We start from the raw sequence: 12595 nt of genomic DNA, 5'->3' as shown, positions 1-12595 counted from the left end.
ACCTTGCCGGGGCGCTACGCCCCTAAATTAGTATTTAACCACAAACGTCTCCTTCAACAAATCCTTGTCATCCGAAGAAGCACCAACCATAACAATGAACTCACCCAGCTCTACAATCTTATTCATCTTGATATCATAAAATGCGAGTTTATCGGGAGTTATCTTAAAGTTTACCGTTTTACTTTCACCGGCTTTCAAAGCCACACGAGCAAAGTCTTTCAGCTCTTTTACAGGACGGGTGACACAACTGAACTTATCACGAATATACAGTTGTACAATCTCCACGCCATCACGATCGCCTGTATTCGTAACCTTTACGCTGACATCCACACTGCCGTCCTTACTGATTTCTTGCTGCGACAACTTCAAATCTTCATATTTATAGGTGGTATAGGACAGTCCATGACCAAACGGATAAAGCGGCGTACTCGGTTTACCGGCAACATATGGATGGAAATACTGGGAAGGTTTATGATTATAAATCATCTGAAGCTGTCCGACACTATGTGGTATTGTTATAGCCAGCTTGGCAGAAGGATTTACTTTACCATATAGGATTTCTGCCACAGCCTGCCCTCCTTGCATACCCGGAGCCCACGCTTCCACAATGGCGGGCAAGTGCTCGGCTGCCCACTGTACTCCCAGCGGACGCCCATTTACCAATACGAGGATAGTCGGCTTACCGGAAGCGGCAACCTTTTCTATCAATTCGTTCTGCAAACCAACAAGGTCGATATCAGAACGATCCGTATCCTCACCGTCCGTACGGTCGTTCCAGCGGAAACGCATCATATATTCACCGGCAACAACAATATTCAGATCCGCATTCCTGGCATGAGCAGCAGCTTCGGCTACCTTTTCGGGGTTCATATTGCGCGGGTCCCACCCTTGGTCTACAAAATCAAATTGCGTATCGGGAGCTATCATCTTCAAACCTTCAAGGATAGTCGTTACATTCTCCGGTTTCTCCGGTGCACTCCAGTCACCAAGAATATTCTGGTCATCGGCATTGATACCGGTCACCATCACCTTTTTATATTTAGAAGCATCCAGCGGCAGTACACCGTCATTTTTCAAAAGGACAATTCCATTACGGGCCGCTTCGAGAGCCGTTTGGCGATGTTCATCGCAAAGGCGGATTTTTAGGCTCTCAGTTTCATCGGCGTATGGTTTCTCAAACAGTCCCAAACGAAACTTGATATCAAGAATACGGCGTACGGATTCATCAATCCGAGCTTCCGGAATACGGCCTTCTTTCACCAGTTCTACCACCATCTCATTCCAGTGGATACCATGCATGTGCATATCCATGCCCGACATGATAGATTGATAGAAAGCCTCCTTGATATTCTCGGCTGTGGCATGCAGGTCGTGAATATGCTCGATATCCATCCAGTCGCTTACTACAAAACCGGGAAATTTCCATTCACCGCGAAGCACATCGGTCATCAGCCATTCGTTACTATGGCAAGGTACACCGTTTAATTCATTATGAGCCGTCATCAAAGATAAAGCACCTGCCTTCACTCCCGCTTCAAAAGGCGGAAAGAAGACTTCACGTAAGGTTCGCTCGGACAAATCTGCCGGAGAACCGTTTGTGCCATTAATAGGCTCGCTGCCGCCGACAAAGTGCTTGATACATGCCAATACGTCCTCGTCGCTATCTAAGTTTCCCTGATATCCCCTGACAGACTGTACACCCATTAATGTTACCAGATAAGGATCTTCACCATACGTTTCACCCACGCGTCCCCAACGGGTATCGCGTGCTACTTCCACATTAGGATTGAACGTCCAATGCATATTCATGGCACGCATTTCCTTGGCGGTCTGGCGGGCTATCTTGTAAGCCATCAGCGTATCGAAAGAACAAGCAAGGTTTATATTCGTGGGATATACTGTGTTATCCGGCGCATTGGCATTACCATGAATGGCATCGATACCGAAAATGATGGGAATTTGTAAACGGCTCTTCATGGCAAGAGATTGCAGATAGTTGGCTTCTTCGATAGTAAGCACATGTAAGAAAGAACCTATCAGCCCCTGTTCTGTCCACGCTGCCACGTCTTCTTCCGTAATACCGGGATAAAAAGCATTTGCCGTGTTATTTTTCAGTTCTTCCTCAGTCATCACGGCACTGTTTGCCTTAATATGTTCCAAACCGACAAACTGGTTCATCTGACCGACTTTCTCTTCCAGCGTCATTCTTCCGAGGAGGTCTTCTATTCTATCTTTCACAGGAGCTGCGGAATTTTTGTATACTTCTGTCTTGTTACCGCCGCAAGATGCCAAGCAAGTTACCATCGCTATAATGATTAATTTGTTTTTCATTGATATTAAACTTTTGTTTTGCAAAGATAACCGCTTTGAAAGATATCGGATAGCATTATTTTATCCAATTTTAGTATCATTTGTTTCAATCCACCGTATTAGTTGTTATCTATCACATTTGGATAAATAAAAAGAAGTGGATTTCGAGGAAATTCCCTATTTTTGTCACATCGTCATTCTTTACGGATGACTGAGTATTCAAATTGTTCAATTTAAAAAATATCAATATGATAAATCCTATTTATTCTCCTGCTCCCCAGAGATATGATTGCGGAATGAAGTATCGCCGTTGCGGGAAAAGTGGTATCCTCTTACCTGAAATTTCATTAGGCCTATGGCACAATTTCGGCGATGTGAATACATTTGCCAATTCACAAGCTATGGCCCACTATGCATTCGACCGTGGTATCACGCATTTCGACCTCGCCAATAATTACGGCCCTTCCTTCGGTTCGGCTGAGGAGACATTCGGAATGATTATGAAAAAATCATTTATGCCTTATCGGGACGAACTGTTTATCTCCTCCAAAGCAGGACATGAAATGTGGCCCGGCCCTTACGGTGACTGGGGATCACGTAAATCGCTGATGAGTAGCCTCAACCAAAGTTTGAAACGCATGAACCTGGAATATGTGGATATTTTCTATACTCACCGCTATGACCCGAATACACCGCTTGAAGAAACCCTCCAGACTTTGGTAGACATTGTGCGGCAAGGGAAAGCACTATACATAGGCATTTCCAAATATCCCAAAGATAAAGCCGAATTTGCCTATCGCTATCTGAAGAAGCGGGATGTACACTGCCTGCTCTATCAAGGTAAATACAATATGTTTAACCGTGAACCGGAGACAGAAGGTATCTTGCAACAAGCCAAAGGAAACGGTACAGGCTTCATCGCTTTTTCACCACTGGCACAAGGACTGCTGACAAACCGTTATCTGAATGGCATTCCTGAAGACTCCCGTATGGCAAAGGGTGCTTTTCTGAAAAAAGAAGCATTGACCGATGAGGTCCTGAAAAAGATAAAAGCCCTGAATGAAGTAGCGTACCAACGCGGGCAAACACTCGCGGAAATGGCGCTTGCATGGATTTTGAAAGACGAAATGGTGACATCTGTCATTATCGGAGCAAGTTCGGTAGGGCAATTGGCAGATAATTTGAAAGCCATTGAAAATACAACGTTCTCAACAGAAGAACTGGAAACGATTAATCGAATTCTAAAATAAGAAAGCAACATGAGAAATACCGGCATTACAGTTCTTTATTTACTTTTCGCCTGTTTAAGTATAGTCGGAGCCCAAGAATATAATGTAAAATCTCCCAACGGCAAGTTGGTTGTCACCGTGAATGTAGGCGAGACACTGAATTGGAAGATAGACCATGACGGTACCGGCGTCTTGCAACCATCGGTAATTGCCATGCAAGGTCAGGAGATGAGAGCTACGGGAAAAGAAATGACTTTTGGCAAAAGCATGAAAGTGTCACGGGCAGAGCGCAAATCCATCAAGAGTACTTTCACCACTCCTTTCTATAAAAAGGCAAGTGTGGAAGATATATATAATGAGCTGACCCTTAAATGCAAAGGAGGATATAGCGTTCAGTTCCGGGTTTATGACGATGGTGCTGCCTACCGGTTTATCTCTAACCGTGCGGAACCGTTCCTCGTGAAAAGTGAAACGGCTGAGTTCAACTTCAATAAAGATTACAAAGCATTTATCCCTTACATTAATGATAACCGAAACGGAGAGCGCTATTGCTATTCTTTCGAGTCTTACTACGATGAAAGCAAGTTGTCAGAAATGGTTGCCGATTCGCTTGCCACTACTCCGCTAATGGTCGATTTGGGAAAAGGGAAGAAAGCCATTATTATGGAAGCCGGAGTAGAAGTTTATCCGGGTATGTTTCTTATCCGGAACAACCGAACACCAACCGGATTACAGGCAACCTTCGCCCCCTACCCGCTACAGGAAACCATCGGCGGGCATAACCGATTAAACCGTATACCGACCAAACGCGCAGATTATATAGCGCGCATCCCCGGTACGGCACGGGAAGCATCTTCTTCCAACAATGCACGCCGTACTTTCCCCTGGCGGGTTGTACTCGTCACCGAAAAGGACACACAACTAGCTGATAATGACATGGCACAACGACTTGCTCCCACCTGCCGCTTAGCCGATACCTCGTGGATAAAACCCGGGAAAGTAGCTTGGGACTGGTGGAATACCTGCAACCTGACCGGAGTAGATTTCAAAGCAGGCATGAATACTCCAACCTATAAGGCTTTCATTGACTTTGCCGCTGCCAATAAGTTGGAATATATCATCATCGATGAAGGTTGGAGTGGAAAAGAATCACTTCTGGAGGATTTAAATCCGGATATCAATTTGGAAGAGCTCGTTAACTATGGAAAACAGAAAGGAATCGGTATTATTCTCTGGTCAAGCTGGCGAAATGCCATTACCAATATGGAACAATCATTTGCTTACTACGCCAATATGGGTATCAAAGGTTTCAAAATCGACTTCTTCGACCGTGATGACCAACCTGTCATAGAATCCGTAGAGCAAATAGCCGTTTGTGCAGCCAACAATAAACTACTTCTAGACCTGCATGGGCTAAAACCTTACGGTATCCAACGTGCTTATCCCAATATACTTAATTTTGAAGGTGTGAAAGGATTGGAAAACGCCAAATGGGAACCCATCGTAAACAATGTTCCTCTCCATGATTTTCCCCGTTATGACGTTACCGCCCCTTATTTGCGGCAACTTGCAGGACCGATGGATTACACTCCGGGAGCTATGACAAACGCTACCCGCAGTACTTTCCGCGCCATCAACGACCATCCTATGAGCCAAGGTACACGGGTGCATCAAATGGCTATGTACACTGTGTTTGAGGCACCGTTACAAATGCTGGCAGACAGTCCCAGTAAATATATGAAAGAGCAGGAATGTACCGATTTTATAGCTAAAGTACCGACTGTTTTTGACGAGACAATAGCGTTAGCCGGAGAGGTTGGTGAACATATTGCTCTGGCACGAAGAAGCGGAGATACATGGTATATAGGCGCAATGACTAACTGGACACCCCGCAAATATACCATCGACCTTTCTTTCCTTAGAGAAGGTAACTATGAAGCAGAAATTTTTTCCGATGGAATAAATGCCGACCGTGAAGCTACCGATTACCGTAAAGAAAAACGTACGGTGAAAGCAAGTGATAAATTAAGTATATATATGGCTCCAGGTGGCGGATGGACAGCAATCATACAAAAAAGACAATAAAGTGGCAAAGTGGTAAGATGACAAAGGTGATCTTGCCACTTTTTACTTTTAACATATCCTCTCGTGAACTTTTCACATTCTATCTTGTTTTTTCTCAAAAGCCTAAGGTACCATAGGGCAGGAATTAATATTTAACCTAAACAATTATAGAAGTATGAAGAAATTTATTCCCTTATTATTAGCGGTCTTCGCAGTCGCATTCGTATCTTGCGAGAAAGACCCTGACATGGATAAGCTAGACAATAAGTATCTGGTTTATACCAATTATGACAAGAAGGCAGATTTCAAAACCTTTGAAACTTACTACTTGCCGGACAGTATTCTCGTGATCGGCAGCAGAAAAGAAGCCGAATATTGGAAAGACGAAAGTGCACAAGAAATTCTCAGCGCCTACGTTACAAATATGAATAACCGCGGCTATATTCGTGTAGAAGACCGTGAGGAAGCCGACCTCGGATTACAAGTTAGCTATGTGAAGAGCACTTACTACTTCACTGACTACGGACGTCCTGAATGGTGGTGGAATTATCCGGGTTACTGGGATACTCCTTATTGGGGCAACTGGGGTGGCTGGTATTATCCGTATGCCGTTAACTATTCTTATAGCACCGGTTCCTTCATCACCGAATTGTTAAACCTTAACGCTCCTCAAGGTCAAAGCGAGAAACTTCCTGTTCTGTGGACCAGTTACATGAGCGGACTATTGAGTGGTTCTACCTCTGTAAATACAAAGATGGCTGTAGAAGGTGTAAACCAAGCTTTCACCCAGTCTACCTATCTCAACAATATGAATGCACAACCCAGATAAGATTGTTGACATTTTCTGTCATATAAGAATAGCTGTCGTTGAATTTTTTAAATAAGAACAAGTATGAAAACATTAAAATATATATCTTTGAGGGTAATGGCGGTTGCCGCCCTCGTGTTAGTCTTCACCATGCCGGTAAAGGCACAGATGACCGATAACGGTTATGCCAACATCGATTGGCAATTCAACTTTCCCTTAAACAACAACTTTGCAGATAAAGGCAGTGGATGGGGAATGAGCTTTGAAGGTGGTTACTTTCTGACTCCCAATATAGCGTTAGGAGGTTTCCTCGCTTATCATAGTAATCACGAATATGTAGGTCGTCAGACTCTTCCCATAGGTGAAGGAGGTAGTTTGAATACCGACCAACAACATACTGTATTCCAATTACCCTTCGGTCTTGCTTCCCGTTATCAATGGAATCGCGGTGGTGCTTTCCAACCATATCTAGGTGTAAAACTGGGCGCACAATATGCACAGTTGAAGTCAGCTTTCAACGTATTTGAAGCCCATACCAATACATGGGGTTTCTATGTATCTCCAGAAATCGGCTTTAACGTTTATCCATGGGCTTACGGACCGGGGTTACACTTCGCTGCCTACTATAGCTACGCAACAAACAAAGGTGACCTCTTCACTTACAGTGTAGACGGTATGAACAACTTAGGCTTACGTATCGGTATTGCATTCTAACAGAAATACACCTAAAGTTTAACCGAGAATAAATTAATTGTTTCAAAGTATGAAAAGAGGGAGTTAATTCCGTGTGGACGGGATTGACTCCCTTTGATTGTATCAATAGGATTTATTTCACAAATTATTCTGTTCCTTTAGGGGAACGAGAAGTCAACAGAGCCTGATACATTGCCTCCTGTATTCTCTCACGTATTTCCAATTCCTGCAACTTCGTATTCCACGTATTCGGATAGACACGATTACTGAGAAAAACGTAAATCAAACCATTATCAGGATCAACCCATGCACAGGTTCCCGTAAAACCGGTATGACCGTAAACAGATATAGGGGCGGAAGGAGCACAAGGGCTACTTTTAGGGTTCTGCATATCCGGCTTATCGAAACCTAAGCCACGACGACTTGTTTTTGAAACTGTTGTAGTAAAAAGACGACAAGTTTCTTTACTTAAATAGCGCTTACCGTCCAACTCGCCATCATTTAAAAGCATCTGATAAATCTTTGCTACTTCTTCCGCAGTAGAGAACAGACCTGCATTGCCGGAAATTCCTCCTTGAAAAGCAGCCGATTCATCATGTACAAATCCCTGTAAAGTTGTTTTCCGTAAGAACGGGTCTACAGAAGAAGGTACTATTTCATCTTTCTGTAAAAATTTTAAAGGCAAATAGCCTGTTCGTTTCAGTCCCATCGGCATATAGAATTCTTTGGCAAGAAACTCATCCAGTGGCATTCCCGAACGCACTTCCACCAATTGTTGCAGCAAAATAAAGCCTACGCAACTATAGCGATAACGTTTATCTCTCAAGGGAACATCGGCAATTTTTTGAAGATATTCTTTCTTGAAAGCACGGTTCAACCATAAGCTATCACAAATTTGTAAGGCACAATCGGTTGTGGGTACTTTTGAAGTCAACCCTTCACGGAACCGGAATTTCGGATTAGCCCAAGTCTGACGCCCGATACGGGTAGGATGCAGTTTATCCGGTTTCACTTTAAACAACGTACCATTATAACTATCTTCATCAATAGCATCCTGATAGAACAACAACGTAGAAGGTAAGCCGGACTGATGGAACAACAGTTCCCTTACCGTAATATCCCGTTTATCAGTATCTTTCAGAAATGGTAGGTAGTCAGACACACGGTCAGTCAAGTTAAGACGCCCTTTATCATAGAGTTTCATCACGGCAAGCAAAGTAGCAGTTGTTTTAGTCAACGAAGCAAGATCATAAACATCCGTGGTCTGTACAGGACGTGAAACACCTACCTGATTATCTACCAGCGTATTCCATGTATGAGTACCGAAAGTTTTACTGTACATCTCTTTACCGTCTTTTAAAATTACCACCTGACATCCCGGATAAGCCCCTTCTCGAATACCTTGTTCGGCAATGGTATCAATCCGAGCCAACATGCGGGAATTCAGCCCATATTCTTCGGGTACAAAACGAGGTTCTGCTCCAGTTCCGAGCACTACTCCTTCACCGGCAGCAAACAAGTTACCGATACTTGCCGAAAGTTTTCCATCCGCAACAGCATCTGCATACAATATCTTGGCAACCTGGGTTTGTACTTCGTCATCAGAAGAATGGGCAAGTATCATCGTTCCAGCCGCCGAAACACCCCGATGTATCTGTAACACTTGTTTTCCGGGAATAAAGAATAAATATACCACTGGAACATCAGGAGCAAATTCCGCAAAGAAAGATTGATAAGGTGTCAGTCTGTGTTCGGTTACACATACCAAAATACGTTTGAACTGCGACAGTTTATTTTTCAGATTGGTACGTGCAGAATCGGAAAGTTCTTTTCCTAATTGGAATTCCACCGGATGAGTATATTCTGATATCTGCCTGATGAACGGCTGTATTTCTTTCGTATCACCTACATTGAGCACTGCAACCTCTTTTATAACAGGATCCAGTGGCAATATTCCTGTTTTATTTCCCAGAACAGTAATGGCAGCCAACTTTAAACGCCGTATCAAGTCACGGGTATACGCAGTATTAATACGGGCTCCCAAACCGGAAAGACGGACGAAAGGTTTCTTCGATAGTCCAAACGCATATTTATAGGTCAGTACCTTACGACATTTTTCTTCTATATCTCCTTCACTCAGTTCGCCACGTTTTACAGCAGCAAGTACAGTTTCAACCTCTTCCTTTATACGCCGGGGAACAAGCAGCAAATCATTTCCTGCTTTCAAAGCTTGCAAACAAAGCGTCGCATTATTCGATACCCCTTTCATAGCAAGGGCATCTGTAAAAATAAGACCTTGGAATTTCAATTCACGAGTCAACAAGTCATAAACTATATTACGCGAAAGGGAAGAAGGTACGCCATTGTTCGTTTCAAAAGCCGGAACAGCCAAATGCCCTACCATAATACCACTTAAGCCGGAATGAATCGCTTTTTTAAAAGGATAAAGTTCTACACTATCCAAACGTTCACGCGTAAACGGCAAAGTAGGTAAGGCATAATGCGAGTCTACATCCGTATCACCATGTCCAGGAAAATGTTTAGAAACAGAAAGCACTCCTCCATCTTCCAATCCTGTGGCATATGCAATCACTTTATTGGCAACATTTACCGGGCTCTCACCAAAAGAACGGGTATTAATAACCGGATTTTGAGGATTGATGTTTACGTCCGCTACCGGAGCAAAATTAACCTGTACCCCCATTTCACGACATTGCCGTGCCATTTCACACCCATATTCATAAAGAAGAGAATCATTCCTTACACAACCCAACACCATATTCTTCGGGAATACGGGTGTACCCCGCAAACGCATAGATAGTCCCCATTCACCATCAAAAGTTATCATTAAAGGAACATCTGCCATACGTTGTGCCTCATTGGTAAGCGCTACCTGATTTTGCATCAATCCACCAGAAAAAAGCAAACCACCCACTTTATAATCCTCCACCACCTTACGTAGCAATTCTTTATTACGTTTATCTTGTTGCGGAGCGATGGTATAAATAAACAGCTGTCCTATTCGTTCTTTCAAACTCAACCTGTTTAAAACAGAGTCTACCCATTGCTGGCATCGCACTCCATCTTGTATGGAACGGAGTAGTAACGGTTCCACGGAAGTTACGGGAACAGACGGAACAGGCCGGTATTTAGCTTCGGAAGCAAAGCGTCCATAACATCCTAAAATCAACAGCACAAATAGTAACAGCTTCTTCATTTATTTCTTCTCAGTCAATATCAACTTCATTTCTCCGACGTATATACCACTCTTACCGGTATGCAATACCGGTATACTCTTACCATCAGCATTCATATAGAAAGCAGGTTTTTGCATAAAGGTATGAGAATGCCCTCCCAGAATAGCATCAATACCATAGGTTTCCGTAACCAGTTTCTCATCAGAATCTCCATTGTTACTACGTATACCCAAATGGGACAGACAGATAACAACATCGCATTGTTCCTTATTCCGCAGAACATCTACTACCTCTTGAGCCACCGCAACGGGTTCTTTATAAACGACTCCTTCACATTTATCAGCCTGTACCAATCCTTCCATTTTGGGAGCAAGGCCAAAAACACCGATTTTAAGTCCGTTACGTTTTAATATAGTGTATGGTTTCACTAAACCTTCAAGTACCGTTCCACTTACATCATAGTTGGCGCACACCACCGGGAAATCAGCCATACGAAACAAACGCGCCATATTCTCCAAACCGAAATCAAACTCATGGTTACCTATAGTCATAGCATCATATCCCATCAAGTTCATCATCTTTACCTCTACTTCACCCCGGAAAAGATTATAATATGGAGTACCCTGCGAAATATCACCACAATCAAAAAGCAAGACATCAGGATGTTCGGCACGATATTCTTTCAAAAAAGTAGCGCGGCGTACTGTTCCTCCCATACCTGCATACCTATCGGCGGCATGTGGATTAATAGGTTCGATACGGCTGTGCGTATCGCTCGTCTGTAAAATAAACAACTCTTTGGTCTGTTGTGCCGATGCCGTAAATATCAGGCAAACGACCAGTAAACAATATATGGATATACGTTTCATCTAACCTATAGTTTTTAATTAGTATTCTTTAATTTTCAACCGTAATACGCCCTTCCATGCGTGAAGCGATTTTCTTACCTTCAGCAGTCTGTTTCTCTACATATTGCATAAATAAGCCACGCAATGTAGCATTAGCCGGGCACTCCCTCTTTTCAGCCTGAGGCAAAGCGGCCATACCATCATTGCCATCAGCCAGATAGTCGATAGTAGCAACCGTATATAGTTTATCATCTTCCACTGGCTTACCCGCTACTGCAGCCTTCACCAACTTACCATCTTTAGAGATTGTCAGCTTCACGCCACTGACGCCTTCGCCATAACGCGCAGCGATATTCTCAAAAAGTTTTTTTAAATAGACACCTTTCAAAGTCAGTACACAAAGAGAATTCTCAAAAGGTAATATCTCATAGACATTCTCACAAGTAATAGGACCTTCGGTTAATATATTGCGTAAACCACCCATATTGACAAGTCCCATATCCGCAGGTTTACCTAGTACTCGTACAGCAGCTTCACGTAGCACATCTGCCACCAGATTAGAAAGCAGGCTCTCAGGCACACCCTTGTCCATAGACATTTCTGCCGTGCCTACCACACGATACATCATACTGTCTATCTTTACCTTATAAGGCGTAAGCAATGCCACTGCTTCCGCATCGGGTTCAGCATCCAACGTGGAATCTATAGATTGCATACTTCCTTCCGCTTTCGTCACTTCATAAGTAGAATGACAAGATGTCAACAAAAGGAATACACCTAATGCCACTCCAGATACGAACTTTAATGTTTTCTTTTTCATATTCGTTTGTTTTAAACTGCTACAAATATACTTTTTCTTTACCTTGAAGCAAAGAAAGGAGGAATTCTTTTTCGTAACTTTCCTTTTCAGCCCAAGTCCAAATAAAATACATAAAACATTTGTGTATCTGCCAAATAATTCGTTCCTTTGCACCGCTTTCGCGCAATCGCTGTCAGGACACCAAGAGAGAAGCCTGGTATGTTGCGTTGTAACGATCAAACAATTTAATAATAACAACAATGGATTTAATTAAAATTGCAGAAGAAGCATTTGCTACCGGAAAACAGCACCCGAGCTTCAAAGCTGGTGACACAGTAACAGTAGCATATCGTATTATCGAAGGTAACAAGGAACGTGTACAGTTATACCGTGGTGTTGTTATCAAGATTGCCGGACATGGAGACAAAAAACGTTTTACTGTACGTAAAATGTCAGGAACTGTAGGCGTAGAACGTATTTTCCCGATCGAATCACCGGCTATTGACAGCATCGAAGTGAACAAAGTGGGTAAAGTTCGTCGCGCTAAATTGTACTACTTGCGCGCTCTTACCGGTAAGAAAGCAAGAATTAAAGAAAAAAGAGTTAACGGATAATTTCTTTATCTCTTATTTCAAAATAAAAAGAGA

General features: G+C 43.0%; 9 protein-coding genes. 5 read left to right on the top strand and 4 right to left on the bottom strand.

Going from position 1 to position 12595, the window contains the following annotated elements; all coding sequences use genetic code 11:
- Window positions 1-27: 27 nt before the first annotated feature.
- Complete coding sequence (locus DXC10_RS03665; protein WP_117737334.1) at window positions 28-2331, bottom strand: glycoside hydrolase family 3 N-terminal domain-containing protein; 2304 nt, start codon at window positions 2329-2331, stop codon at window positions 28-30.
- 227 nt (window positions 2332-2558) lie between these two features.
- Between DXC10_RS03665 and DXC10_RS03660 the strand changes: the two genes are divergently transcribed.
- From DXC10_RS03660 to DXC10_RS03645, 4 genes are all read left to right on the top strand, one after another.
- Complete coding sequence (locus tag DXC10_RS03660) at window positions 2559-3560, top strand: aldo/keto reductase (RefSeq protein WP_101542356.1); 1002 nt, start codon at window positions 2559-2561, stop codon at window positions 3558-3560.
- 9 nt (window positions 3561-3569) lie between these two features.
- A complete protein-coding gene (locus tag DXC10_RS03655; RefSeq protein ID WP_101542355.1) occupies window positions 3570-5624 on the top strand; it encodes a glycoside hydrolase family 97 protein in 2055 nt (684 codons plus the stop codon).
- Window positions 5625-5778: 154 nt separating this feature from the next.
- Window positions 5779-6432, top strand: a complete 654-nt coding sequence (locus DXC10_RS03650; RefSeq protein ID WP_101542354.1) for a DUF4136 domain-containing protein — start codon at window positions 5779-5781, stop codon at window positions 6430-6432.
- A 63-nt stretch (window positions 6433-6495) separates the two neighbouring features.
- Window positions 6496-7125, top strand: a complete 630-nt coding sequence (locus tag DXC10_RS03645; RefSeq protein WP_101542353.1) for an outer membrane beta-barrel protein — start codon at window positions 6496-6498, stop codon at window positions 7123-7125.
- A gap of 124 nt (window positions 7126-7249) precedes the next feature.
- Here the strand turns inward: DXC10_RS03645 and DXC10_RS03640 are convergent, their stop codons facing one another.
- From DXC10_RS03640 to DXC10_RS03630, 3 genes are read right to left on the bottom strand one after another with little or no spacing between them, the layout of a single operon-like run.
- The gene (locus DXC10_RS03640; RefSeq protein ID WP_117737333.1) at window positions 7250-10321 is read right to left on the bottom strand and encodes a glycoside hydrolase family 3 N-terminal domain-containing protein; all 3072 of its coding nucleotides are present in this window, start codon (window positions 10319-10321) and stop codon (window positions 7250-7252) included.
- Window positions 10322-11170, bottom strand: coding sequence for a bifunctional UDP-sugar hydrolase/5'-nucleotidase (locus tag DXC10_RS03635; protein ID WP_101542351.1), 849 nt, complete (start codon window positions 11168-11170; stop codon window positions 10322-10324).
- A 28-nt stretch (window positions 11171-11198) separates the two neighbouring features.
- Window positions 11199-11969 (bottom strand): 5'-nucleotidase C-terminal domain-containing protein, encoded by a 771-nt coding sequence (locus tag DXC10_RS03630; protein WP_117737332.1) that lies wholly within the window; start codon window positions 11967-11969, stop codon window positions 11199-11201.
- 239 nt (window positions 11970-12208) lie between these two features.
- Here DXC10_RS03630 and rplS point away from each other — a divergent pair, with 239 nt between their 5' ends.
- Window positions 12209-12562: a 50S ribosomal protein L19 gene (gene rplS, locus DXC10_RS03625; protein ID WP_022011470.1), complete on the top strand. Its 354-nt coding sequence runs from the start codon at window positions 12209-12211 to the stop codon at window positions 12560-12562.
- The last annotated feature ends 33 nt before the right edge of the window (window positions 12563-12595 follow it).

It is taken from the genome of Bacteroides sp. OM08-11 (assembly GCF_003438665.1).
Lineage (GTDB): Bacteria > Bacteroidota > Bacteroidia > Bacteroidales > Bacteroidaceae > Bacteroides > Bacteroides cutis.
Note: the sequence above shows the minus strand (reverse complement) of the source record. Positions and strands in the feature narration are given on the sequence as shown.

What these genes read in the sequence shown, in the direction of transcription:
- DXC10_RS03665 (WP_117737334.1), bottom strand. Translation starts at nt 2,331, where the DNA reads ATGAAAAACAAATTAATCATTATAGCGATGGTAACTTGCTTGGCATCT.
- DXC10_RS03660 (WP_101542356.1), top strand. Translation starts at nt 2,559, where the DNA reads ATGATAAATCCTATTTATTCTCCTGCTCCCCAGAGATATGATTGCGGA.
- DXC10_RS03655 (WP_101542355.1), top strand. Translation starts at nt 3,570, where the DNA reads ATGAGAAATACCGGCATTACAGTTCTTTATTTACTTTTCGCCTGTTTA.
- DXC10_RS03650 (WP_101542354.1), top strand. Translation starts at nt 5,779, where the DNA reads ATGAAGAAATTTATTCCCTTATTATTAGCGGTCTTCGCAGTCGCATTC.
- DXC10_RS03645 (WP_101542353.1), top strand. Translation starts at nt 6,496, where the DNA reads ATGAAAACATTAAAATATATATCTTTGAGGGTAATGGCGGTTGCCGCC.
- DXC10_RS03640 (WP_117737333.1), bottom strand. Translation starts at nt 10,321, where the DNA reads ATGAAGAAGCTGTTACTATTTGTGCTGTTGATTTTAGGATGTTATGGA.
- DXC10_RS03635 (WP_101542351.1), bottom strand. Translation starts at nt 11,170, where the DNA reads ATGAAACGTATATCCATATATTGTTTACTGGTCGTTTGCCTGATATTT.
- DXC10_RS03630 (WP_117737332.1), bottom strand. Translation starts at nt 11,969, where the DNA reads ATGAAAAAGAAAACATTAAAGTTCGTATCTGGAGTGGCATTAGGTGTA.
- rplS (WP_022011470.1), top strand. Translation starts at nt 12,209, where the DNA reads ATGGATTTAATTAAAATTGCAGAAGAAGCATTTGCTACCGGAAAACAG.